We start from the raw sequence: 25,338 nt of genomic DNA on the forward strand, positions 1-25,338 counted from the left end.
TATATAAATCTAAATTAATAGCTCAGTCCCGGTTGAGTTATTTCATAATTCTTTTCTTTCTTTGCCTGTTCCACCATTTCGGCAACATCCTGTAGCATTTCTTGAGCATCAAATACAATACCGTCTTTAATCGTGTATTTGATGCCACCTACACGCACCGGTTCGTTTTCGTCGTTCACTTGAATAGCGCCCGTGCCGTAAAGCGTTTTCAGATTTTCCAGCGGATTGGCATCAACAAGCACCATGTCAGCCAGTTTTCCCACTTCAATCGTACCAATCTGATCATCCATATCTAGTACTTCAGCCGCATTTAATGAAGCAGCCTGAAAGATTTCCAGTGGATGGAAACCGGCCTCTCGAAACATCTCCATCTCCTGGATATATCCGAAGCCGTAAAGTTTGTAGATGTAGCCCGCATCAGAGCCAAGCGTAACACGTCCGCCGCGATTCTTGAACTCATTGACAAATTCAAACCACAGATCGTAATTTTTCTTCCAGTCCACTTCCTGCTCGGTTCCCCAGTTAATCCAGTACGAGCCATGGGATCTTCGGCTTGGCTTATAGAATTCCCAGAGAGAGGGGAGAGTATATTTTTCGTGCCATTCGGCGCGTCGCTGGGCGCTTAAATCGCGACTGGCTTCGTAAATAGTAAAGGTGGGATTAAGCGTGACATCCAGCTCCAGCATCTCATTCATTACGTTGTTCCATTTATCGCTATATGGTTCTGCAGCTTGTTCCCAGAGCTTGCCGGCTTCTTCAAAACGATGCTGTTCGTTGCTGTAGTTATAGTCGAGCGGATAATCTTGTATGACTTTATCATCGAAAAGCGCTTCGGGGATTCCATACCAGTGCGTGATGCTCGTCAAACCAAGCCGGGCGGATTCCAGCGCATTATTGTATACTACCCGTGTTTGGGCATGGTGTGTCATAGTACCCAGACCCAGTTTATTAGCCTCATCAATGGCGGCTTCATAAACCTCTCTGCTGGCTCCGAAGAATTTTATTCCGTCAGCACCGTCATCAGCAATAGACCGTACCCAATTGCGTGCCTCTTTGGCCGTTGTAATTTCACCGCCGTGTCCCATCCCAAAACCCACATAAGACGAGATACGCGGTGCAGCAATCTCATTATTTTGGCTCCGCTCTTTCTGCCGCAGTGTCCAATCCATGCCGTTAAACGAACCCGGCTCGCGGATGGTAGTGATACCGTGAGCCATCCACAACTTGTAAACGTATTCGGCAGGTGTTCCCTGTGCTGATCCGCCTGTATGAGCATGCATATCAATAAATCCCGGCAGCAGATACATACCTTCAGCATTCAGCTCTTTTGTATTGGAATCGGCTTCCGGCCTTCTGTTTTCATCAATAGGCAAGCCGGGATATCCCACGTTTTGCACAGCTGTGATTCTGTTGCCTTCTACGACCACATCAACCGGACCCATCGGTGGCGATCCTGTTCCATCCACCAATGTTACTCCGCGGATGATGAGTTTATCATAAGGTCCTTCACCCATTGTGCGATCAGGTGCTTCCTGAACCTGGGCAAAAGAAGAACCGGTTAGTCCGAGAATAAGTATTACTGGTAGTACTATTAATAAAGGTCGTAAGGTGGACATAGAAGATAATTTGATTAGCATGTGACGAGATAAATGTAAACAACTGCTGTAACAGCCAACAGTAAAAAGTTATTAAGTTGATTATAAAAGTACGGCACCCTCGTGTTGTAACAGAAATCGCTTTCTCTCTATACCACCCCCATAACCCACCAACCGATTGTCAGAACCAATAACCCTATGGCAGGGAATAATTATGGGGATGGGATTTTTGCCATTGGCCATACCAATAGCCCGCACTTTATTGGGATCACCCAGCTTATTAGCTAATGCTCCATATGTCGTTGTTTGCCCGTACGGAATTTTTTGCAGCAAGCTCCAGATCCTTTTCTGAAACGTTGTGCCTTCAGGATCTAACGGAATGCTGAATTCTTTTCGATCTCCGATAAAATATTCACTTAACTCTTTGCGGGTTTGATCGATTATTGAATTTGTTTTCCCGAAAGATTTTTCATTGACAGGTTCTTTGTTATAGCGGATAGATTTCAGGGCATTTTTGGAAGCTGAGAGCTCCAGCCATCCAATTGGAGAGTTAAAATAAGTGATCATAAGTTAGGTAATTATAGATTTCTGAAAAGAAAATAAATTTTTTTGTAACAAATACCCTTCGCAATACTCTTGTATACAGAACGCACTATTATTGTCTCTCTAGACCCTATCTAGTTAGTCAACTAGTCACTCCTAAATGCTGAAACCTAAAGCACAGGGCCTCCGGACGGATACTCCGGAGGCCTCATTTTTTGCCCCTTACAGCGTCATATGGGCATTTTATAATCTTATCACCTTCATTCTCTGAAAAAGAAAGACCATTGCTCAACATTGGAGAGAGAAAAATGAGTGGTATAACGTGATTAATTGTCAATTCATTAATTGTAATTTATTTGCGCACATTACCGTACCTGGATAAATATTTTTATTATTAAAATTTTTTAATAATACTATTATTATATTTTCCCACTAACAGGAGAGCTTGATTGGTTGAGGTATAAAAGTTATGGATATGCCTACATTATTTTTCGAGGATCATCCCAATCCAATGCTAATCTTTGATGTTGATACCCTTGAGATTCTGAAGGTTAATAAAAGTGCTACGCAAAAATATGGATACACGAGAGAGGAATTTTGCAAGCTTACCGTCGAAGATATTCGCCCGCCCAAAGATATCCCAATATTTCTTAACAGACTTGATCGTTTGGGTGAAGAATCGATAAGAACAGAGAATAATACGTATCGTCATCAAACAAAAGAGGGAGAAATTCTTCACGTTCAAGTGACGTCTCAATTCTATCAAGCAGATGATCGAGAAATCAGAATTGTTCATATTCATGATTTAACTGAAACGATTACTCTAAAAAATGAGGTGGAAAAAGCTTACCGAGAGCAACAGCACCACATTAATAATAATCCGCTGGGTATGGTGAAGTATGACCACAACTTCAGAATTATTGAGTGGTCAACAAGGGCAGAAAAGAAAACCGGGTATACGAAGGATGAAGCGCTTGGAGCGTCGATATTTGAGATGGGCATTTTGGATGAAGACCAAGTCCATTTTATAAAAAAGCGGATTCATGAATTAGCTACCGGTGAAAAAGATAGTGATCGTTTTGAAACTACGATCCGACTGAAGGGTGGAGAATATATGGAAGTGTTGATTCATGCTTCGGCATTACGGTATGCTGATGGTGAACTGAAATCAGTGGTGGCTTTTATAGAAAATATAAGTCAGCGTAAAGAATATGAACGACAGCTTGAGTACAGAGAAAAAAAATATCATCGCCTGTTTGAGGATGCCAATGATGGTATTTTTTTGATGAATGATATGACTTTTGTGGATTGCAACCAGCAGATAACAGAAATTTTTGGCGTTCCCAAAAAAGAGATCATTGGGAAAAATCCGTTGGACTTTTCTCCAGAGATACAACCAGATGGCAGACTTTCATCTGAAAAAGCCCGAGAAAAGATTAAAAAAGCCAGGGAGGGGAAACCACAGATATTTAAGTGGAGTCACAAAAATAGGGATGGTGAACTGATAGATGTTGAAGTCAGTCTCAATAAAATTGATCTGGGAGAAGATACTTATTTACATGCCATACTTCGAGATCTGACAGAGATAAAAGAAATGAAAAGTGAGCTTAAGGCCGAACAAGAACGATTGAAACAAGCACAGAAATTAGCTCGGATCGGGTGGTGGAGTTATAATGTGAAGGAAGATGAGGTGAGATGGTCTGATGAACTTTATGATATTCTGAATGTTGAACAAGATAGCTTTGAGAAAACTCTGGAGAGTTTCAGCCAGTTAGTTCATCCCGACGATCGCTCAAAGCTAGAGAAAGTCATGGAGAAAGCCAGGCAGACTAAAGAGTCTTTGGACTATGCTCTTAGAATTGGTAATGGGGATGAAGTTATATATGCAAAATGTAGGGCCCAGGGTACCTTTAACAATCAGGATGAACTTATCAGAATGTCGGGCGTACTTCAGGATATCACAAAACAGGAAAAGGCAAAGAATGAGTTGAGAAGACGCGAAGAATTATTTGAGAGCCTCTTCCTAAAATCTCCTGTAGCCATTGCAATGATAGATGTTGATGGAAAGGTGCAAAAGATAAATCAAAGTTTTGAAGAGCTATTTGGTTATTCTGAAGATGAGCTTATCGGAGAGGATCTGCTAGAACATCAGTTGCCGGAAGAGCGGTATGATGAGATAGAGGATATATATAGAAATGTATTCACAGATTCAGGAAGTTCTAAATATTATGAAGATCAGCGTATAACAAAACAAGGGGAGAGGAGAGATCTGCTGGTGGGAGCATTACCAGTTACCATTGATGAAGAGCCTATAGGAGCTTTTGGTATATATACCGATATCACAAAGTTGAGACAAACTGAAAACGAAGTAAAGAAATCTCTGAAAGAAAAGGAGGTTCTGTTATCAGAAATCCATCATCGTGTAAAAAACAATCTGGCAATAATTTCAGGACTGTTGCTCCTCGAGGCTATGAACTGGGATGAGGATACTACTGTGTATAAAGTGCTAATGCAGAGTAAGTCACGGGTCCATACAATGGCAAAAATCCATGAAAAACTATATGAGTCAGAAGATTTTGCCAATCTCGAACTCGAAAATTATGTGGCTGATCTGGTGGATTCAGTTTCTGCAAGCATTCTGGGTAAGCGTAATGATGTTGTGATTAGCATCGACTGTGATGATGTCAATCTGAATATAAACCAGGCATTACCTTGCGCTCTGATTATAAATGAGCTGGTGACAAATGCCTTTAAATATGCTTTTGAGGAGGGACAAGAACATAAGCTTGAGGTCAAATTAAAAAGCCGGAATGGGACTATTAATCTCGTTATAGTGGACAATGGACCCGGTCTACCGAAGGAGTTTGAGAAAATGACTGAGACCTCATTAGGCCATCAACTTGTAAATCAATTGGTTAAACAGTTGAATGGAGAAATTAAGGTAATAAGCCAAAAAGGGGAGGGAACACGGTACGAAATTTCCTTCAGGAAAGTTAGGAAGTCGGGTTCATCGAGCAATATTTTTGTTTAAAAATACTATATGTTTTAATCTTCAGGAGCAGGTGTCATCCTGAATTTATACTCTAATTCCCAAGCTCCAGCTTGGGAATGAATATTCAGACGCAGAAAACCGAGTCAAAGATTTTTATACATATAAAGATGATCGCGGTATTCATCACCATCACCAAAATGCAGAGCGTCGGGGATGCGCCCCCCTTCAATAAAACCAAACTTTTGCAGGAGATTAATGCTCGCTTCATTACTACTGATCAGGATAGCAACGGCTATCCGATAATCGGTCTCTTCACAAAATTGAAGCGCGTGATTCATCAATTCAGTAGCAATGCCTTTCCCGTGATGGTCGTAATCCACATAATAGCTTATCTCCACAACGTCGTTTAGTGCCTGTCGGTCGGATCGATAAGCAGAAACTGAAATCCAGCCGAGCACGTTATCTTTTTTGTCTGAATAGACAAAAACCGGAAACTTATCCCGGGGATGTCTTTCAAACCATGATTTTCGTTCTTCGTAGGTAAGAGGTTTTATGTGCGCTGTGCGCAGTCCATCTTCTACAGCTTGATTATAAATATCATTAATTGTTTCAAGATGTTCGGGACGGGCCGGCTCTATCATAAGGGAAGATTGCCAGGAATATCCGATGAATTATTAGTTGACTTCAGATTTCTTCTTATTTTTTTTGTCTTTGATTTCCTGACGACGAGAACACGACTCTGTATCCTCACAAGCACCGAAGAAGTGAAGTGAATGCCCTGAAATATTAAACTTGTGAATCTTTTCCATCATGGTTTTAATCTCTTGAATGCGGGGGTCACAAAATTCCAGTACGGCACCGCATTCTTTACAGATGATATGATCGTGTTGCTGATAAGCATAAGCACGTTCGTAGTAATACTGATTTTTGCCGAATTGCTGCCGCTGGACCAATCCGCATTCTACAAGCAGATCGAGCGTATTATAAACCGTGGCACGTGAGACACGAGTGCCGCCATCTTTCATGTTGAAAAAGATATCATCAGCATCAAAATGTCCGTCCGCCCGATAAATTTCTTCAAGCACCATAAAACGCTCCGGGGTCTGTCGCTGATTATGTTCCTTTAGGTAGGAGCTGAAGATCTCCTTTACTACGTTAATTGTTTCTTCTTTCGCTGGATGAGCCATATCAACAAATTTTTCTTTTAATATAATGAATTGGAGTTCCCAAAAAAACTCAACCGCCTAAATCCAAAATAAACAAAACATTGTGGTAGTGCTGAATTTTCAATTCAGAATGTTATATTCGTTTTGAGCTGGTTTTTGCTTTAGGTAGCCAGGGTATTAACGGTAATAAAATTCAAAACTTATGCCAACAGTTGTAGCTTTTGAAACATTAACGGAATTGTTCCTCAATTTACAGAAGAAATATGATGGGGAGCAAAAAACAGCTTTTGCCAGAAAACCTGCAACGGATGCCGATTATGAAACAATTACATGGAATCAGGTTTCGGAGGATGTTCATACATTAGCGGCATACTTGGTTGAGCATGGCATAGAGGCCGGAGATCGGGTGGCTATCTTAAGTGAAAATCGATACGAGTGGGCCGTAGCGGATCTGGCCATTCAGCTTATTGGTGGTGTTAATGTTTCTTTATATACATCACTGCCTCCCAATCAGTGTGAATATATCCTGCAAAATTCCGAGGCAGAAGTATTTTTTGTATCAACCGGGATACAGCTGAAAAAGGCACGTCAGGTTTTTGATAACTGCGAGCACCTGCGACAGATTATTGCTTTTGACGAACCGAATATCGAGAGCTATTTGGATGATCCGTACGTATCATTGTTTGAAAAAGTAATGGCTGAAGGGTTAAAGCTGTATCCGAAGCATGAGGATGAAATTGACCGGCGAAGTAAAGCTATTGAGCCAGAGGATCTTGCTACGCTAATTTATACTTCTGGGACTACCGGCAAGCCCAAAGGAGCTATGTTGACCCATCGGAATATTGTAAGTAATATCAAAGCGGCTCACCAGCAGATCGAGATCAATGAGCAGGATCGCTGTCTGTCGTTTTTGCCGTTGTGTCATTCGTTTGAACGAACAGCTGGTTACTATGCCATGATGGCCGGCGGTGCCGAAATATATTACGCTGAAAGTGTGGATACCGTGGCTAAAAATATGACCGAAGCTCGTCCCACCATTATAATTAGTGTACCCCGCTTATTTGAAAAAATTTATAATCTTGTTACTAAGAGTGTTGAAGAAGGGACGGCTATTAAACAGAAAATTTTTGCATGGGCACAGGGTGTTGGCCGCAAATATGCTAATGGTCAGCGTGGATTGATTTCTCTGCAGAAAAAGGTAGCTGATAAACTTGTTTTTGATAAGCTGAAAGAACGTACTGGCGGACGTATTCGCTTTTTTGTCTCCGGTGGAGCAGCATTACCTGCCAAGATTGGTGAATTTTTTATGGCGGCAGGACTGCATATCATTGAAGGATACGGACTTACTGAGACTTCACCGGTAATGACCTGCAATACTTATGGCGATGAAGTAATGGGTACAGTTGGTAAAGTGATACCGGGAGTTACCGTAGCTATTCAGCGGCTCGAAGACAACAAAATCATTGCCGAGCTGAGTGGTGAAGATTATCCGACAGATAAAACGTCTGAGCAGGGTGAAATTTTGTGCAAAGGTCCTAATGTGATGAAAGGCTACTGGAAAAATAATGAAGCCACACGCGAAATGATTGACGACGAGGGATATCTGCATACCGGTGATGTAGGAAAATTTGTGGATGGAAAGCTCCAGATTACAGATCGTATTAAACATATGATTGTAAACGCAGGTGGCAAGAATATTTATCCGGGACCGATCGAAGATCTGTTTAAAACGAGTAAATGGATCGATCAGTTGGTAGTTGTCGGTGAAAAGCAACCTTATATGGCAGCATTGATTGTACCTGATTTCGAAGTCCTGGAAGAACATGCAAAACAGCAAGAAATTAGCTACAGTTCTATCGAAGAACTGCTGGATAAAGATGAGATCAAAAAAATCTATCGCCAGGAAGTCCGCAGTCGATCAAGTGAGCTCGCATCACATGAAAAAATACGTGATTTTCGGCTCGTAGCTAACGAATTTACAGTAGAAACCGGTGAACTTACACCTACTCTTAAAATCAAGCGCCGAATCGTAGAAGATAAGTATGGACATTTGATCAATGATATATTTTCCGATGGAAAGTCATAATTTTGGCAAAGTACCTTTTAAAAGTAAGGTTATGCGTTTAAATCTTTCTTTGGTGTCAGGTCTCACAGTATTCAGCTATCAGCAGCAACAATCCGCTATTGAGTAGCGGATAGCTGTCGGCTGACAACTTATGCCTTTTCACAGGAAGATTCCGAACACTTTAGGTGCTGCATCGTGTTAAAATGCTAATAGGTTTACCTAACTATGTCCTATCAATTTTTTTATTGGCTTCATGTTATCTCTTCTATCGCATGGCTGCTGGCGTTCATCAGCAGTATGATATACGGCTTTTGGGTAAGCAGAGAAGATGATGCTGTACGAAGGCGCAGGCTAATGTGGATAGAACGCCTCGTAACTCACTTAGGAGGTCATCTTGGTGCCTTGGGAATCTTAATTTCGGGAATTGCCCTTGTTTCTGTATCTGGTGGTCCACAGTGGGGGTGGTTCAATATTGCTTTATATCCCTGGCTTACACTCAAGCAGATCCTGTTTGTAATTATTCTGATTATGGTCGTTGTTTCTATAAAACGCAGCATAATTTTTATAAGGAAAACGAGGCTTGAAAAGAGTAATCTTAGCTCTGGAACCTCGGATCAATGGAGAAGCGCTTATAAAATTTCAATTGCTGTGTATCTACTTGTGACGGTAAGCATCCTGTTAGGGTTGTATAAGCCGGGATTAGGGGGATTTTCCTAAGCTGATTTCTCCCCGTAAGTTTAACCCGGTTTGTGCTGTTTATTTGTCTGAAATGGGAGCAGTTCAAGACAGTCTTCCACCGAATTAGCAACTTTAAGTCGCGAGCGATTGCTTTTCGAAATAAAGCCGCTTTCCATTGCGTGATCGATAAAATCGATCAGCTTATCATAATATCCCTCTATATTGTAAAGGATAACAGCTTTTGAATGGATTTCGAGCTGTAACCAGGTAGTGGCTTCCAGCAGCTCTTCAAATGTACCAAAGCCGCCGGGGAGGGCAATGAATGCATCAGAAAGTTCGGCCATCAGGGCTTTACGCTCATGCATAGTATCGGTGATATGAAGAGCTGTTAACTGTTGATGAGCTACTTCAATTTCGTGCAGATGCTTTGGAATAATTCCATGTACCTGTCCACCATGATTGAGCGTGGCATTGGCAACTTCATTCATCAGCCCAATAGATCCGCCGCCGTAAACTACACCAATATTTTGGAATGCCAGCGTTTTACCCAGCTTTCTTGCTTTTTCGGCGTAAGCCGGCATATCTCCCTTTTTAGATCCGCAGTAGATACAAACTCTTTTTTTGTCGCTCATACCTTGGCTGTTGACATCATGCGTTCAACGACAACTTCAAGCTTCTCAATAAAGTAGTCTATCTCCTCAACTGTATTTTGTTTGCCCAGACTGACGCGGATGCTAGAATTGGCGGTTTTTTCGTCAAGTCCGATACCCTCTAGCACGTGTGAAGGTTCCATTGCACCCGATGTACAAGCCGATCCATTTGATACGCAGATGCCCTCAACATCCAAATTTAGCAGTAACATTTCTCCGTCAAGCCCTTTGCCTGCGGGATCAATGAAGGAAATATTAATAATGTGGGGGACGCCATTTTCAACATCGCCATTAATTTGATAGCGGTCGCCGAATGTTTCTTCAAGTCCGTTGATAAGTCTTTTGCGAAGCTTAATAAAATGTTTCCGGTGGTCGTCCATCTCACTTGTCGTAAGCTCCATCGCTTTTGCCAATCCGATAATTCCGGGCACATTCAACGTTCCGCCGCGGCGGCGACGTTCCTGGGAGCCTCCATGCATCCATGGCAGCCAGGGAGTGGCATGACGCATATACATCACGCCGATACCTTTGGGACCGTAGATTTTATGTCCGCTGATACTGAGAAAGTCCATACCCAGTTCGTCAACATCTACCGTAATTTTGCCCACGCTTTGTACCGTATCCGAATGAAAAGGAACATCATATTCTTTACAAACTTTGCTGATCTCTTTAAGGGGATTAATGGAGCCAATTTCATTATTGACATGCATTAGTGAAACCAGGGCAGTTTTCTCATTGATAGCTTCCTCAACCTGTTCAGGATGAATAATTCCTTTTTCATCAGGCTCGAGATATACGGGGGTAACGTTATGGCGTTTCAATGCTTCGACAGTATGCAATACGGCATGATGTTCGAGCGGAGAAGTAATTACTTCAGTTTTACCAGTTGCCTGGACCGCACCTTTGATAGCGCAATTATCACTTTCCGTACCTCCGCTGGTAAAAATAATTTCCGCAGGTTCTGCACCGATTATTTCTGCAACTGTTTCCCTTGCTTCTTCAACGGCAACTTTGGCATTATTTCCCTGTTGATGGGGAGAATTGGCATTTCCATAATGTTCCGTGAAGTAGGGTGTCATTGCCTCAAGCACCCGTTCATCCACAGGTGTGGTTGCGGCGTGATCAAAATAAACGGTATCCATATCCTGATTTTTAAGTTACTATTTTCATCAATCAAAGATATTTAAAATTGTAAACAAAAGCAGGTTGTCCAGGAGGCTATGTAAATGTTGAGCAAGAAAGTATTATGTTAGAATAACTACCAGTTCAATAACCGGTTTGGACGATTTTACAGAAGCTGGTAACTTCAACTGAATGTTATTTATACTCAAGAAATTATTTAAAGTTATGAACAAGATGACGCTGGAAGATGTAGAGATTGAAGGAAAAAAAGTATTAATGCGTGTAGACTTTAATGTTCCGATTGAAAATGGAGAGATTGGAGATGACAACAGGATTGTGCAAGCATTACGGTCGATAAATTATGTGACCGAAAACGGCGGTAAACTTATTCTGATGAGTCATTTGGGACGCCCGGGCGGGGAAGTTGATAAATCGCTGAGCCTGAAGCCGGTAGCCGAGCACTTGCAAACGCTGGTTGATACCAAAGTCCATTTTGCAGAAGATTGCATCGGAGAAAAAGCAAAATCAGTCATTGATCAAGCCAAAAATGGAGAGATTGTACTGCTCGAGAATGTTCGTTTTCACAAGGGCGAAAAAGCCAATGACGAAGACTTTTGCAAGCAATTGGCCGAGCACGGCGACCTTTTTTGCAATGATGCCTTTGGCAGCAGCCACCGCGCCCATTCTTCGGTAGCTGGAGTTACTCGCTTTCTGCAGCCGGCCGTATCGGGGTATCTGTTGGAAAAAGAGATTAAGTACCTGAATGATTCAGTCAATAATCCTGAACACCCTTTCGTAGCTATCCTTGGTGGAGCTAAAGTCTCTGACAAGATCGGTGTCATCGAAAATCTACTTAGTAAAGTGGATTCTATTTTAATTGGCGGCGGTATGACCTATACATTTTATAAAGCCAAAGGATTACCTGTCGGAGATTCTCTGGTTGAAGAAGATAAAGTAGATCTGGCCCGGAAACTTATGGAAAAAGCTGATGAACAGGGCGTAAATGTTGTTCTTCCTGTGGATTCTATTATTGCCAAAGAATTTAATAATGACGCGGAACACAAAGTTGTGGGTGAAGATGGTATTGAAGATGGCTGGATGGGCGTAGATATTGGTCCCCAGTCGTCTATAGCGTTTGGAAATATTATTAAAAATGCCAAAACGGTTGTTTGGAATGGACCGATGGGTGTTTTTGAAATGGACAATTTTGCCGGTGGAACCAACTCTGTTGCAGAGTCGTTGGCGGAGGCTACCGATTTAGGTGCAACCACTATTATAGGAGGTGGTGATTCGGCCTCAGCCATCAAGCAGGCAGGACTTGATGACGAGGTTTCGCATGTTTCAACTGGCGGTGGGGCCAGTTTAATGTTCCTCGAAGGAAAAGATCTGCCGGGTGTGGTTGCATTGACGGATAAGTAATTTAAGGGCCACAGATCTGCACAGATTAGAACTGATTGAAGGTAGGCCTGTTTGGTGGTTTTGCACCTACATAATAATCAAGCTGTTTTCGCAGAATAAGGACTTTTAATGTGATGACTATGGCTTTTCCACAAAGATCCACGGAGGAGACACAGAGCTGCACGGAGTAATTGCTGTTATTGGTACAATTATTCCATAACTAACCCAATTTTCGCAGCAAAAACATACTGTTGTAATTTTGTCTCTAAATATCGATGTAACTGTATGCGTATCAAGTTACAAAAACATATCATAAATATTTGTGAGAATCTGGGCTATACCTCCATCCTGTCATTTCGAATGGAGCGTAGCGTAGTGAGAAATCTTTGTTTGAAGTTTTTTAATTACTATCCCATCCGACCGCTGAATTTGCGATCGGATGGGTCAACAAAGCTCTGTCACACCCATCGGATGGTAAAATCAGCCATCAGATGGTTTTGCAAAGGCTTCTGTTTGTCACTTCGTATCAAAAACAAAGATCTCTCCGCCGACTAAAATCTCTAACTGGTGCAAGTTAAAGTGTACCAGTAACTGACTCAACTTTTACAGGAGAAAATTTACAAAGTCAGCTCATAAAAATTCTCCCCTTTACAAGGGGAGACGTAAGAGGGGTTTATTCCTTATCTTTAAAAATGCTGCAGACTTTCGTATTTATTAGTGATTCTGAATAAAACATTGGAGAGCCCGCCATGACAAATCATCCCAAAAACAAAGTTCTTACCGATGATTATCACCCAAGCATCAACTTTTTTAAAAGCGATCTGATTCTCCGTTCATATTTAAAACGGCATTTAACGGAATCCCAACGCCAATATTTAAGTGAACATTTGGTGCGAATGGGTGAACTAGCTGCCGGAATTATGAACGAATTATCTCAACAGGCTGATCAGCATGTACCGGTGCTAAAAAAGCGAAATGAACTGGGGCAGGACATAGACAGCGTCGAATTCCATCCGGCTTATTGGAAACTGATGGATATCGCTGCCGAATCGGAAATGTTTTATTTGAAATATCATCCCGACAAAAAAGGGGACTTCTCTGGTGCTCGTCACTGTATGGGTTTTGGCTTGGGACAGCTTTATGCAATGAGCGAGCTGGGACAGTACTGCCCTCATTGTATGACTGACGGTGCAGCATATTTGATTGAGCAGTTTGGGAGTGAAAATGAACAAAAACGTTTACTGCCAAAAATGGGAGCACGCCGTGGAAGCGAACTATTTTCAGGAGCAATGTTCCTGACCGAAAAATCGGGTGGATCAGATGTTGGTGCTAACCTTAGCACAGCTGATAAAATAGGGGGCAGTCGCTACAGGCTGAATGGTGAAAAATGGTTTTGCAGTAATGTAAATGCGGATGTCATCATGGCACTGGCGCGAACAGGTCCGCTCAAAGAGGGTACGCGTGGGCTATCACTTTTTCTGGTGGAGAAATCCCTGCCGAACGGCAGCCGAAACCCGATGGAGATTATTCGTTTGAAGGATAAGTTGGGCGTGCGATCGATGGCCACAGGCGAAGTGAAATTTACAGATACGGTTGGCAAACGGCTGGGTGAAGAGGGCCAGGGATTCAAAATTATGGCTCAGATGATCAACATATCACGGAACTATAATTCTGTGGGTGCGCTGGCAGGGAATCGACGAGCGATTATCGAAGCCTGGCAGTATCTGAATCATCGTGTTACGTTTGGAAAACGAGCCGTTAAGCACGCACTGATCCGCGAGAAATTTCATGAATTGGGATCGGAATATCTGGCAGATTTTGTACTGGTCTGGCGCGGTCTGCGGGCGATGGATGCCGCTGAAACAGGGGATGAAAGGGAGAAAAGCTTATTGCGAATACTTACTCCGATGGCCAAATGGAGATCGGCCGAGCAGGCAGTTTATGCTGTTCGTGAATGCATGGAACTAATGGGTGGTAATGGTTATATCGAGGATTTTGTGATGCCAAAGCTGCTGCGGGATATAAATGTGCTGCCGATCTGGGAGGGATCGGGCAACATTATTGTGCTGGATATGCTCCGTGCTGCTACCAAATCAGAAGGCCTGCAGATTGTATTTGAACTTATCGAAGAGGCCGCCGGAGAGTCTCTCGATCATGGAGATTTGTTGGCAAACAGGCTTGCAAAGGTGCAATCGATCTGGAAATCTATCCAAAAAACAGATAGCCAAGATAAAGTTGAAGCCACCGCCAGGCCGATGTTCAAGCAGTTGATCAAGCTTTTTCAGATGGCGCTGTTAATCGAAGAGAAAGAAGTTGCCGATAGTAGTCGTTTTGAAATTGCGTTGCAGTATTTGGCGGATTCCTTCGATCAGTCAGCGGATATGCGAACTCCGTTGTCATTGGAGAAAGTTGAAGAACTGGTTGGCTGGGAATACTAACGGAGATCTTTTTGCTTATACAAATATTAAGCGGAGCTTTCATGTATTGTAGAAAACGCTGACCTGGTTATTGGCAGACTTGTGTCTTTTGCCGTACGAGATTGCGGATCAAGCCTGTCCTCCGAAGCTTCAGCATAGGCGGGTCCGCAATGACACGGGTGGAGAATTAGTACCTCTGGTGCGTGACAGATATATTTATATTATCTGTTTTGTAGTTTTGAGGGAGCTTTGATCCCGTTACTTGGAATACAATACTTTACCCACGGATGAATCCATGGGCTACGAATTTCATTTAAAAGCTCACTTCAAGTGAGCTTCGGTTTTCTGCTTCTTAGCCTGATGATTCACCTTCAGGTTCTAGGAATAATCATAACCAAAGCTCCTGCTTGGGATGTAATTATCTGTTGGAAGCAGAGCTTCATCGTTGCCGTTCCGAAGCTGGGCTTCGCAATGAGGTGAAAATTTAATGCCACACGACGTCATCCCGTCCCGTACAGCTGTCGGGAGGATCCCGTGCGGCAATATCATTATCCATGATGAAATTTGTAGATCAGCGGCTAAGACATGCTGATCAACGTTGCATCACCATCGTTGGTTAAGCCTACACCAGCTGATTTGCTAAACGAAAACATAACAGCTTCTAATCCCCAATGCTGAATTTCGATAAAAAATAGCAACATCTCGTCCCGGTGCTCTGCTCCGGGACGAAGGTACGTTGTGTAGCAGAGCGGCACAACGAGATGTTTGGGTTTGTGGCGGATCGAGCCCCTAAAAACTATTAGTACAGCTTATTAACTATTCTTTGATAACTCTGAATCCAGTATACTCATCAGGAGCAGTAGATGTATTGCTGCGCTTATCAACAAAGTTAACCGCAGAATATCCGTAAGTACTGTTGTCAGACCCACTGTGCCATTCAGCAGCATTACCGCCAAGATCAAAGATATGCGCATCCCCGACTTTTGTGCTTTTATACGATCCCGCTTCCTTTAGCAGCGTATGGTTGAGCTCTTCCATCTTTTGGCGAAATTCCGCTACCTCATCAAGGGTGATATCGTATCCGGCCCAGTAGTTAAGTGTATTTTCTGAGGCAGCAACTTTTCTAGCTTCCTTATTCAGACTTTCTGCTTCATCTTTATTTGGTAGTCTATACGTTTCTCCTGTTTGATCATTAAGCCAATTAATATACTTGCGGGCTTCATCCTGACTGATTCCCGTCACCGGATAATTGGCCCGTACGTCAGCATACGAATGCCCGGGAGCAAATGCCGCATACTGGGCATTTGTTACTTCAAAGCGACCAATAGAGGTAGAATCTTTTTTTATTACTACAGTTTCGGGTACGAGTATACCATTCTGCATCACACCGAACAGTCCATCATCGGTTTGAGCTTTATCCTTTTTGAGAAGCTCTGCGATAGGACTCTCTTCCTTAAATGCTTCATTTTCTGGTTCATAGTCGCCAAACAGATATTTATCGAACCAGCGGATTTCTTCCTCCATTTTGCGTGTCTGATGCGTGATTTTTTGGAGTCCGTGCGGTTGATCGGGGAACCACAGAAAACGCACTGGTGCCTGATCAACCTGCTGTAAAGCGCGGTAGTATTCCCATCCCTGGTCACGCGGAACGGCCCGATCTTCACTTCCGTGGAAGATGATCGTAGGCGTTTTGACTTTTTCCATCTCAAAAAGCGGTGACTTTTGAATATAGGTGTTGTTAAAAATCTTCCCATCGGTGTCATCCCACGGAGCACCGCCAAAGTAGCTTTGATCAAAAGAAACGCCAAAGCGACAGGTGCCGTAATCGGAGGTCCAGTTGACGTCGCCTGCTCCCGGTGCGGCTACTTTAAACATATCGGGATGCTTTACGGTGAGCATCGTCGTTAGGATAGCACCGTTCGACCATCCTTTAACGCCCAGAGAGTCAGGATCGACTTTACCCTCATCAATCAGCATTTCGACACCCGAGACGATATCCGGCAGCTCATACTCGTAATAGTTGCCTTTGATTGATTCTACAAACTCCTGTCCGTGATTACCCGAACCGTGATAGTTCGGCTGTAGCACAAAAGCCCCTTTTTGCGCCATAATATTATTGAAATCAGTCCATGACTCATTCCATCGATCCATATCAACGCCTGAGGGTCCCCCGTGAATGGTTACGACAAGCGGATATTTCCGACCTTCCTCATAATCATGGGGATAATACAGAATGCCGTTTACTTCCTCATCCAGCGCTCCGGTCCAGCGCACCACTTCGGTTTTTGCTTTTTTCTTCTTGTCCAGATATTCATTCAGTTTGATCACTTCGTTTCCTTCGGGGATAGAGACAGAGCTTTGGCCGTTATCCAGTTCAGCGATGCGATATTGCGGCGGAAGAGATGCCGTAGAATATACATACACCATTTTTTGGTGATCTTGGCCCACGGCCGTTACGGTGATATGCTCGTTCATTGATCCGGCATCCACAGACTTTTTATTCCAGCTGTCGCCTTCTTTTTCGAGATAAGCTAGTTTTACCGTCGGTCCGTTAGCCAGACCAACCATCACATCGTTACCGAAAACGTCAAATCCGGAGCCCAGGCCCCAGTCCCAATTGATCGGTACATCAGTAACGTTTTTATTATTCAGCGAAAAATAGTGCAACACACTTTTCCCGGCGCCATTCCATTCCGGATCAGAAGACTTAACAGATATAAAGTAGAAGCCTTCATTGTCGGCCGTAAATTCAAAGTTACCCGGCGTCTGATATCCATCCGTTAAAACCTGCTCTTTTGCTCCGTTTTCCAGATTCCACAAATAATATTCCGGTTTGTCCTGCGCATCGGCCGCGTAAGTAGGCGACATAATGTGAGAAGTGATCAACCATTTGCCATCCTTTGATACCTCATACTCTCCAACGGGATAGTCATTATCCGTAAGCCGTGTGATCTCTTTCTCTTCCAGGTCAAACGAATAGATGCGACTCGGTTTATAATGAGCCGTATCTTCAACCACTACAGTGTTGTCTTTTTTCTCCTCCAGCTTTTGTTCGTAGAGCGTTTTCCCCTCGTTGGATTCAAAAGCCAGTTTCTTGTCATCCAGCCACTGGATATCAGAGATGCCCGTTTCAAATTCATGAACTTCATAGGCTTCTCCACCGAGCGTACTCATAGCCCAGAGCTTTTTGCCGTCATCACGAGAGGAAAGAAAATAAATTGTTTCCCCGTCTTTAGAGAATAGCGGACTGTGATCAGATTCATTTCCGCGCGTAAGCTGAATCGTTTTATACTTTCCATCTTTTTGTTTATTCAGATGCGTGAGGTAAAGGTCACTTTGGATAGCGTCTTTTTCTTTGTCGGGGCTCGATTTTACCCAGACCAGCAAATTGCCATCCGGAGAAAATTCCAGCGACGAAGCACGCTCTTGGTTAATTACATCTTGCACCGACCATTCTTCGGATTGAGCCATTATGTCTGTAGAACAAAAAAGCGATAAACCAACGCAGAGGAGAGCACACAGTTTTTTCATATCAGATTATTTGTTTTTAGATCTGTTAAGGAATGATGCTATTAATAAGAAAGCCAAAAAGACTATTATAATAAATTTTTTATCATCATAAGGTTAGATTCTAGCAAAAAAGCGCCTTTTGATTTTTACTTTGTAATTCAAAAATAAACTTTACCCGGACCTTACGAGATCCCGGATCATGACATCGGGAGAAAATTGGTATTTTTAACCTCTAAAATTCATTTTTTTACCTATTTACAAATAGGTAATTGGTAAAAATCAAAAATTTTCTGTAAGGATTTCCTCCGAAATATATCTTACCTTTAGAGCGAAACAATTAAAACAAACGAGGAAAACATTATGAGTTCACTCAATAAAGCAATGATTATTGGCCGTTTGGGGCAGGATCCGGAGGTACGTTATACTCAGTCAAATACTGCAGTAGCTAATTTATCAGTGGCAACATCTGAGCGGTACAAAGACAACATGGGCGAATGGAAAGAGAACACAGAATGGCACCGCGTGGTGGCCTGGGGACGTCTGGCAGAAATTTGCCAGGAGTATTTGAAGAAAGGCTCTCAGGTTTATATCGAAGGACCTATACAGACACGCAAGTGGGAAGACAAAGAAGGTCAAACCCGCTATACCACAGAAATCAAAGCGCTGACGATGAAGATGCTCGACAGCAAGGGCGACAGTGCGGGCGATGCTGATGTGCCCAAGAAACCGGATAGTTCACAGCCGGTATCGAGCAGCGTAGATCTGAACGAAGATTTTGATGATATCGATGACGATCTGCCTTTTTAGTAAACTATAAAATATTAACCCGGATATTCTCCAAGAAATCTTATTATTGTGAATAATTTGGGTTAAAAGCGGTAAGGCGTTATTGCTTTACCGCTTTTTCTATTCTTGCACGACAACTTCTTAGTACATAGCTTTAAGTAAAACAAGCAGAAAGCCAAGGTAATTGGACGACCCGAGTAGTTTATTACTTATTATTGAATTTGTTATACAGGGCGAGGAGACTGTTCTTTTTGATCCCGTTCTGAATCCTGTCGAATTAACTGTTCAAATAGCTTTTATCGTACTTGGACTGCTGTTCTCGGCTCTATTTTCGGGTTCGGAAGTGGCTTTCTTCTCTCTGGTAAATAAGCAGGATCTGCTTTCCGAAGGAGAGTTTAAGGGTACAGCTGACCGTCTAATCATTCGGATGCTCGAACGTCCACGCCGCTTGTTAGCCACCATCCTTATCGGCAACACATTCGCGAATATAATAGCTTCAGTACTTGCAGCGGTCGTAACGGGCAACTTGGCTGCATATTTTGGACTTTCTGAGGTGTTTGTCTATGTCGTCGAAGTAGTTGTGCTCACCTTTACGATCTTGATTCTCAGCGAGATTACTCCCAAAGTGATGGCCATCAATGATCCTTTGAAGATAGCGCGGCGAATGAGCCGGTTTATTTATGTGCTGTTCGTGCTTTTTAAACCGTTTTCTAAAATGATTGCCAACAGTACATTGAGCCTTGAAGAACGACTTCCGAAGCCCGACAGCAAAATGACGACCGAAGACCTGATGACAATGGCGGAGGTCAGCGAGCAGGAGGGATCGATTAAGAGCGATGAACGGGAAATTATTGAAAATGTGATCGAGTTTGGCAGTACTACAGTACGCGAGATTATGACTTCCCGCATAAATATTGTAGCGATCTCAACCAATGACTCACTCGAAGAGGTGCTGGATTTAATTCGGGCTAAGGGGCTTTCCCGGATGCCAATTTATGAGAATGATCTCGATAATATTATTGGCGTGATCCATTCTAAGGATGTATTGCCGTATATTAATTCCGATATTGACCGCACGACGATAAACTGGCGAACGATTGCCCGCAAGGCACTTTTTATTCCATCCACAAAGAAACTGGATGATCTGCTGCGCGATTTCCAGCAGGAGAAAACGCATATTGCTATCGTCGTGGATGAGTACGGAGGTACCGAGGGGTTGGTTACACTGGATGATATTTTGGAAGAGATCGTCGGCGATATCTCGGATGAGTATGATGAGATGGAAGAACAGCTCTATACAAAATTTAAGAGCGGTGTCTATATTTTTGATGCCCGAATCGATCTTGATGATATGGAAGAAATTCTGGAATGCGATCTGACATCCGATGAAGATGATTATGAAACGCTCGGCGGATTAATTTATCATCTCACCGAACGTATACCCAATGTCGGTGAACGCGTTTACTACCGAAACCTGGAGCTTACTATCCATTCGGTCGAAAATAACCGGGTAAAAAAGCTGCGCGTGAAGGTCCAGGATCGACCCAAATCACCAAAAGAACATCACTAATAGATCGTGTGAGTAAAACATAGAGTTATTATGATAATGAGATAATGAATAATAGATGATGATACACCCCTAGATCCCTCCCGAAAGCTTTTCGGAAAGGAGACAGGCCCTGTGGAATGCCACAAAAGTGGCCTCCCGATGTATCGGGAGATTCCACAAGGGCAGGGGTGGGTTCGGATAAAACACAATAGCGTACTCAGGCCTTTAAACCTAATCCCAAATTGCGTAAACACAAATAGCGAGGTTAATTTTCTTAATGACGGCTTCTTTTGAATCATTAGTAGAGACTGATGTTGATTTGCAGTCTTATAACACGCTGAATATCTCTGCTAAAGCAAAGTATTTTGCCAAAGTTAAAAGCGAATCACAGCTGAAAGAAATATTGATGCATCCCGGCTCTTCTGATCTTCAAATCATGATATTGGGCGGAGGAAGCAATATACTTTTTGTTGATGATTATGAAGGATTGGTGCTGCATATTGAAATTATGGGACGCGAAGTGATTAAAGAAACTGACGAACACGTTTGGTTAAAAATCGGAGCCGGTGAAAATTGGCATGATATCGTTCGCTACTGTGTGGAAAAAGGATGGGGCGGCATTGAAAATCTGTCGCTCATTCCCGGGACGGTGGGAGCAGCACCCATTCAGAACATTGGGGCCTATGGCGTGGAATTGGAGGAAGTGTTCGAATGGCTTGAAGCAGTGGATATCGAAGGGCGTGCAACTCGGAAGTACGAAAAAGAGCACTGTGAATTCGGTTATCGCGACAGCATTTTCAAAGGAGAATTGAAAGGTATCGTGATCGTCACCAATGTGGTGCTCAGGCTTTCTAAAAATCCTGAGCTCAATACTTCGTACGGAGCAGTACAGGATAAACTTGAGGAAAAAGGCATTACGAATCCTACTATTCGTGACATTAGCGATATTGTGATTGAGATCCGAAACAGTAAGCTTCCGAAGCCCGAAACGCTGGGCAATGCCGGCAGTTTTTTTAAGAACCCGGTAGTTAAGGAACAGGTATATGAACGAATACATCAGGATTATCCCGATATGCCCGCCTATCCGATGAATGAGAGTAAATTTAAGATTCCAGCGGGCTGGTTGATCGAAGAAACCGGATGGAAAGGCAAGGTTGTGGGAAATACCGGTACGTATGAGCAACAGGCGCTGGTGATCGTCAATCACGGCGGGGCAACAGGCGAAGAGATCCTGCAGCTATCCAAAGAAATCCGCGCATCGGTAAAGGATCAATTTGGTATAGAGCTGGTACCCGAAGTGAATATAATTGAATGATAATGATCGCCACTTCTCAACAAACGGACTATTTCACAAAGCATCTTTTTGGAACCGGTATCGAATGTCCTACGAGGTTGTATTATTATGCGCAGAATTATCCGGAGGATCTTCGGAGTGTACCATTTATTAAGCACGCGGTTTATAATAAACGATTGTTAAAAGCTCTGGCGCGCTCGGTATATCCCGATGGGATTTTTATCAGGGATGAGAACGTGTCAGAGGCGGCATCAAAAACCAAGCAGCTTCTCAATCGGGATGAAGTGGTGCTTTTTAACGCTATTTTTGAGCACCGGCAAATGATGGGGCGATTGCCTATCGTACACAAACAGGATAGCCAGCTTACGCTGTTTCATATTCAAACCAAAGCATTTGATTCGCGCAAACATCGTTTGGCTGATGCAAAGAGGGGTATTTACAGCAAGTGGCGCGATTATCTAATCGATTTTGCTTACCAGGTTTATTTGGTCCGCCGTCATTTCCCTGATCTCGAAATCAAACCATTTTTATTACTACCCGAGAAGAATGGCCAGAGCTATACGAATAATCTGATTTCACTGCTTGAACCGCTCGATGATAATGAGGAACCTGTTATAGTTGATGCAACCAACCAACAGCTGTTGGCCCAAATTGATGTTACTGATCTGGTTGTAAAAGTGATGACTGATCCCTCGTTTTCCGATGAACACCTGCCGAAAGATACTTTTGAGGATTCTATTCTGTATTTGCGAGAGCTTTATTTTAGTAAATCCCGTGAAGTGACAGATATCGGATTGAAATGCAAGGAGTGTGAATTCAGGATTGAAAAAGATCGTGCTGCAAACGGGGTTGTAAGCGGATTTAATGAGTGCTGGCAGCCGTATATGAAGAGTGATAATCCCTCGCAGTCACATCTGTTTGATCTTATCGGTCCGGGTACACAACAGTGGATTGAGCAAGAGATCTATGATCAGCGGAATATTTCGGCGGATAATATTATGTCGCCGGATCAAATTGAAAATTCGAATGGACGTTTAACCCACCTGATGCGTCAGTCGCTTCAAATTCATAAAGCAAAGGGGCATTCGATTCCGGAGCAGATCATTCGTCCCGATCTTCTTAAAGAGTTGGAGCGATGGGAGTATCCACTTCATTTTCTGGATTTTGAAGCCGGAAATTATGCTGTTCCGATCCGAAAAAATCGATCTCCGTATGATCTCGTGATATTTCAGTTTTCTTGCCACACTTTATATCAGGATGGAAGCTGGAAGCACCATCAGTTTATCAGTGAACCCAATAACAGCTATCCTAATTTTGAGCTGATAAGAGCGTTAAAAGAAGTGCCGCAAATTACAGAGGGTACGATCGTACAATATTCAAACTTTGAACGTCATGCCTTAAAAACAATTCGTCGCGAACTGATCAAAGAACAAAAAGAGGTGCACGATGCCGAGCAGCTGATCGAGTGGCTTACGCCTATCATCAACCGCCATGACTCATCACATTACGAGTCTCCATATCTGGCTGATTTGAGCCGGTTGGTGAAAGATTTTTACTATAACAGCGAAATGGAAAACTCACTCAGCATAAAAGATGTGTTACGATCGGTGATGGATCATAGTGAATTTCTAAAGAAGAAGTATAGCAAGCCTTATTCCAGTGAGAATTTTGACGAAATAATTTGGTGGCAATCTAATGGGGAAGGCAAAGCCCGTAATCCCTATAACTTGCTGCGGGAAACCGGGGACTCACCGATTAGCCGGGGTACCGAGGCGATGGTTGTCTATGGAAAAATGATTGCTCGCAATTTAGCGGTTAAAGAGCGACAGGCATATCAAACGGCACTTCTCAAATATTGTGAGCTCGATACATTGGCTATGGTGATGATTTATCAGCATTGGAAAGATGTTATGAAGTCACGTTAATTTATAGTTGGGAACATCTTTGAAATGCTTAAATTTATATGTTGTTAACCTTAAAAGAAACTATTCGTGATGAAGACTGCCCACATAAAACATCTTACAATTTTTGTAATCCTTGCACTGTTTGTGAGTTTTTGTACAGTGCAGCGAAGTCCGGTGACAGGGTCCAAAAGAGCGTACGGATACAGTTGGGAGGAAGAAGTTAAAATAGGGAAGGAAGCGGATCAGCAAATTCAGCAGCAATATGGCGTGTATGATGATGAAGAGCTGCAGCATTATATTGAGACAGTAGGGCAGGACGTACTTGAGGAAAGCCACATGCGCCGCGAAGATACGGACGAAAAATATCGAAATACTGAGTTTAGTTTTAAGGTCTTAAACAGTCCCGTTCCTAACGCTTTTGCCCTGCCGGGAGGGTTTATATATGTCACGCGCGGGATGCTTGCTCATGTCAAAAATGAGGCGCAACTGGCGGTAGTTTTGGGACACGAAATAGCACACGTTGCGGCGCGTCATGCCTCGCAGCGTGCTTTTGAGCAGCAGATGGGACAGCTTGCATTGATCGGCGGTGCGGTAGCCGGGCAGGAGTTGCTTGGTATACCCGGACAAGACGTTTTGCAGCTGGGGGGTGCAGCTGCACAGTTTTTATTTTTGAAGTACAGCCGTGATGATGAGCGGGAGTCTGACAGACTGGGCGTAGAATATGCGGCTATGAATAATTATGATGCTGCAGACGGCGCGGGCTTTTTCAGCGCTCTGGAGCGGATATCCGAGCAAGCTGGACAGGATATTCCCACTTGGCAATCATCTCATCCCGACCCTTCAGAGCGGGCCAACACCATTCCCGAACTGGCGCAGAAATGGCGCGAAAAAGGGTATGAGCAAAATATTGAAGATACTGAAGAATATATGGAGAAGATTGACGGACTTATCTTCGGAGAAAATCCCCGCGAAGGATTTGCCGAGGACGGCACGTTTTATCATCCCGAACTTGAATTCCAGTTCAGCTATCCATCCAGCTGGCAACTCGTCAATCGTCCCAATTTGGTGGGGGTTATAAGTGAAGAGGAAGATGCCGTTATAATTATGCAGATTGATAATGAGGCTGAATCACCGGAAGCTTCGGTAGCTAATTATGTCAACCAGGAAGGATTTAGTGTAGAGATGCAAAATTCTACTAGTACGAACGGATTAGAAGCCCACGAAGCAGTTGCCTCAGCTGTTGATGAGGAAGGGAATGAATATGGGTTTTATGTATTTGGAGTTGAATATGATGATAATATTTACCGATTCGTTTCATACACTTCGACAGATAGATTTTCTAACTATCAGCGAGACTTCGAAGAAACGAGCAATTCTTTTGAGTCATTGACAGATCAAGATATTCTGGATATTCAGCCGACACGTCTGCAAACGATGCAAGTAGATGAGTCGGGGACAATATCTTCATTTCTGCCGGATAACCTGCCTCGGGATATCACAGAAGAGGACATTGCCATAGCCAATCAGGTCGAAGTGGATGAGACTATAGAAGAGGGGAGTTGGATAAAAATTCTTGAAGGAGGTGAGGGAGATGATGATTTTTTTGAGAATGACAAATAGTGGAGAAAGATATAGCCGGTGAATCTCTGCACACAGGAATTTTGAGAGG

General features: G+C 43.1%; 18 protein-coding genes. 10 read left to right on the forward strand and 8 right to left on the reverse strand.

Annotated features, from left to right (window positions below; translation table 11 throughout):
- Positions 1–14: 14 nt before the first annotated feature.
- Positions 15–1,616, reverse strand: a complete 1,602-nt coding sequence (locus tag ACT3ID_RS05240) for an amidohydrolase family protein (protein WP_491540940.1) — start codon at positions 1,614–1,616, stop codon at positions 15–17.
- Between the two features lie 81 nt (positions 1,617–1,697).
- The gene (locus ACT3ID_RS05245) at positions 1,698–2,162 is read right to left on the reverse strand and encodes a methylated-DNA--[protein]-cysteine S-methyltransferase (protein ID WP_491540941.1); all 465 of its coding nucleotides are present in this window, start codon (positions 2,160–2,162) and stop codon (positions 1,698–1,700) included.
- Positions 2,163–2,613: 451 nt separating this feature from the next.
- On the opposite strand from ACT3ID_RS05245, the gene ACT3ID_RS05250 reads away from it, so the two are divergent.
- On the forward strand, positions 2,614–5,169 hold the full coding sequence (locus tag ACT3ID_RS05250) for a PAS domain S-box protein (protein ID WP_491540942.1): 2,556 nt from the start codon (positions 2,614–2,616) through the stop codon (positions 5,167–5,169).
- Positions 5,170–5,273: 104 nt separating this feature from the next.
- Here the strand turns inward: ACT3ID_RS05250 and ACT3ID_RS05255 are convergent, their stop codons facing one another.
- On the reverse strand, positions 5,274–5,771 hold the full coding sequence (locus ACT3ID_RS05255; protein WP_491540943.1) for a GNAT family N-acetyltransferase: 498 nt from the start codon (positions 5,769–5,771) through the stop codon (positions 5,274–5,276).
- A gap of 33 nt (positions 5,772–5,804) precedes the next feature.
- Positions 5,805–6,317 carry a Fur family transcriptional regulator gene (locus ACT3ID_RS05260; RefSeq protein WP_491540944.1) on the reverse strand — a complete coding sequence of 171 codons (513 nt, stop codon included), beginning with the start codon at positions 6,315–6,317 and terminating at the stop codon, positions 5,805–5,807.
- A 181-nt stretch (positions 6,318–6,498) separates the two neighbouring features.
- Here ACT3ID_RS05260 and ACT3ID_RS05265 point away from each other — a divergent pair, with 181 nt between their 5' ends.
- Together ACT3ID_RS05265 and ACT3ID_RS05270 are read left to right on the forward strand one after the other, a co-directional pair.
- Complete coding sequence (locus ACT3ID_RS05265) at positions 6,499–8,382, forward strand: AMP-dependent synthetase/ligase (RefSeq protein WP_491540945.1); 1,884 nt, start codon at positions 6,499–6,501, stop codon at positions 8,380–8,382.
- Positions 8,383–8,586: 204 nt separating this feature from the next.
- The gene (locus tag ACT3ID_RS05270; RefSeq protein WP_491540946.1) at positions 8,587–9,078 is read left to right on the forward strand and encodes a hypothetical protein; all 492 of its coding nucleotides are present in this window, start codon (positions 8,587–8,589) and stop codon (positions 9,076–9,078) included.
- Positions 9,079–9,098: 20 nt separating this feature from the next.
- Here the strand turns inward: ACT3ID_RS05270 and ACT3ID_RS05275 are convergent, their stop codons facing one another.
- Both ACT3ID_RS05275 and ACT3ID_RS05280 read right to left on the reverse strand, forming a co-directional pair.
- Complete coding sequence (locus tag ACT3ID_RS05275; RefSeq protein WP_491540947.1) at positions 9,099–9,671, reverse strand: LOG family protein; 573 nt, start codon at positions 9,669–9,671, stop codon at positions 9,099–9,101.
- On the reverse strand, positions 9,668–10,831 hold the full coding sequence (locus ACT3ID_RS05280; protein ID WP_491540948.1) for a cysteine desulfurase family protein: 1,164 nt from the start codon (positions 10,829–10,831) through the stop codon (positions 9,668–9,670). Before ACT3ID_RS05280 ends, ACT3ID_RS05275 begins: the two co-directional genes overlap by 4 nt.
- A gap of 205 nt (positions 10,832–11,036) precedes the next feature.
- On the opposite strand from ACT3ID_RS05280, the gene ACT3ID_RS05285 reads away from it, so the two are divergent.
- On the forward strand, positions 11,037–12,230 hold the full coding sequence (locus tag ACT3ID_RS05285) for a phosphoglycerate kinase (protein WP_491540949.1): 1,194 nt from the start codon (positions 11,037–11,039) through the stop codon (positions 12,228–12,230).
- 728 nt (positions 12,231–12,958) lie between these two features.
- Complete coding sequence (locus ACT3ID_RS05290; protein ID WP_491540950.1) at positions 12,959–14,647, forward strand: acyl-CoA dehydrogenase family protein; 1,689 nt, start codon at positions 12,959–12,961, stop codon at positions 14,645–14,647.
- Positions 14,648–15,204: 557 nt separating this feature from the next.
- Here ACT3ID_RS05290 and ACT3ID_RS05295 read toward each other — a convergent pair.
- Both ACT3ID_RS05295 and ACT3ID_RS05300 read right to left on the reverse strand, forming a co-directional pair.
- Entirely contained in the window at positions 15,205–15,381 is a 177-nt protein-coding gene (locus tag ACT3ID_RS05295) for a hypothetical protein (RefSeq protein ID WP_491540951.1), read from the reverse strand.
- Positions 15,382–15,442: 61 nt separating this feature from the next.
- A complete protein-coding gene (locus ACT3ID_RS05300) occupies positions 15,443–18,157 on the reverse strand; it encodes a S9 family peptidase (protein WP_491540952.1) in 2,715 nt (904 codons plus the stop codon).
- A gap of 339 nt (positions 18,158–18,496) precedes the next feature.
- On the opposite strand from ACT3ID_RS05300, the gene ACT3ID_RS05305 reads away from it, so the two are divergent.
- The 5 genes from ACT3ID_RS05305 (at position 18,497) to ACT3ID_RS05325 (ending at position 25,289) form a co-directional block, all read left to right on the forward strand.
- Positions 18,497–18,943 (forward strand): single-stranded DNA-binding protein, encoded by a 447-nt coding sequence (locus ACT3ID_RS05305; RefSeq protein ID WP_491540953.1) that lies wholly within the window; start codon positions 18,497–18,499, stop codon positions 18,941–18,943.
- Positions 18,944–19,106: 163 nt separating this feature from the next.
- On the forward strand, positions 19,107–20,492 hold the full coding sequence (locus tag ACT3ID_RS05310; RefSeq protein WP_491540954.1) for a hemolysin family protein: 1,386 nt from the start codon (positions 19,107–19,109) through the stop codon (positions 20,490–20,492).
- A gap of 256 nt (positions 20,493–20,748) precedes the next feature.
- Positions 20,749–21,786, forward strand: a complete 1,038-nt coding sequence (gene murB / locus ACT3ID_RS05315; RefSeq protein ID WP_491540955.1) for a UDP-N-acetylmuramate dehydrogenase — start codon at positions 20,749–20,751, stop codon at positions 21,784–21,786.
- A 2-nt stretch (positions 21,787–21,788) separates the two neighbouring features.
- Positions 21,789–23,690 carry a DUF2779 domain-containing protein gene (locus ACT3ID_RS05320; protein ID WP_491540956.1) on the forward strand — a complete coding sequence of 634 codons (1,902 nt, stop codon included), beginning with the start codon at positions 21,789–21,791 and terminating at the stop codon, positions 23,688–23,690.
- A gap of 69 nt (positions 23,691–23,759) precedes the next feature.
- On the forward strand, positions 23,760–25,289 hold the full coding sequence (locus ACT3ID_RS05325; protein ID WP_491540957.1) for a M48 family metalloprotease: 1,530 nt from the start codon (positions 23,760–23,762) through the stop codon (positions 25,287–25,289).
- Positions 25,290–25,338 lie beyond the last annotated feature (49 nt).

It is taken from the genome of Fodinibius sp. GM108 (assembly GCF_058386985.1).

Coding starts and splice junctions, on each gene's coding strand:
- ACT3ID_RS05240 (WP_491540940.1), bottom strand. CDS start 1,616: ATGTCCACCTTACGACCTTTATTAATAGTACTACCAGTAATACTTATT.
- ACT3ID_RS05245 (WP_491540941.1), bottom strand. CDS start 2,162: ATGATCACTTATTTTAACTCTCCAATTGGATGGCTGGAGCTCTCAGCT.
- ACT3ID_RS05250 (WP_491540942.1), top strand. CDS start 2,614: ATGCCTACATTATTTTTCGAGGATCATCCCAATCCAATGCTAATCTTT.
- ACT3ID_RS05255 (WP_491540943.1), bottom strand. CDS start 5,771: ATGATAGAGCCGGCCCGTCCCGAACATCTTGAAACAATTAATGATATT.
- ACT3ID_RS05260 (WP_491540944.1), bottom strand. CDS start 6,317: ATGGCTCATCCAGCGAAAGAAGAAACAATTAACGTAGTAAAGGAGATC.
- ACT3ID_RS05265 (WP_491540945.1), top strand. CDS start 6,499: ATGCCAACAGTTGTAGCTTTTGAAACATTAACGGAATTGTTCCTCAAT.
- ACT3ID_RS05270 (WP_491540946.1), top strand. CDS start 8,587: ATGTCCTATCAATTTTTTTATTGGCTTCATGTTATCTCTTCTATCGCA.
- ACT3ID_RS05275 (WP_491540947.1), bottom strand. CDS start 9,671: ATGAGCGACAAAAAAAGAGTTTGTATCTACTGCGGATCTAAAAAGGGA.
- ACT3ID_RS05280 (WP_491540948.1), bottom strand. CDS start 10,831: ATGGATACCGTTTATTTTGATCACGCCGCAACCACACCTGTGGATGAA.
- ACT3ID_RS05285 (WP_491540949.1), top strand. CDS start 11,037: ATGAACAAGATGACGCTGGAAGATGTAGAGATTGAAGGAAAAAAAGTA.
- ACT3ID_RS05290 (WP_491540950.1), top strand. CDS start 12,959: ATGACAAATCATCCCAAAAACAAAGTTCTTACCGATGATTATCACCCA.
- ACT3ID_RS05300 (WP_491540952.1), bottom strand. CDS start 18,157: ATGAAAAAACTGTGTGCTCTCCTCTGCGTTGGTTTATCGCTTTTTTGT.
- ACT3ID_RS05305 (WP_491540953.1), top strand. CDS start 18,497: ATGAGTTCACTCAATAAAGCAATGATTATTGGCCGTTTGGGGCAGGAT.
- murB (WP_491540955.1), top strand. CDS start 20,749: ATGACGGCTTCTTTTGAATCATTAGTAGAGACTGATGTTGATTTGCAG.
- ACT3ID_RS05320 (WP_491540956.1), top strand. CDS start 21,789: ATGATCGCCACTTCTCAACAAACGGACTATTTCACAAAGCATCTTTTT.
- ACT3ID_RS05325 (WP_491540957.1), top strand. CDS start 23,760: ATGAAGACTGCCCACATAAAACATCTTACAATTTTTGTAATCCTTGCA.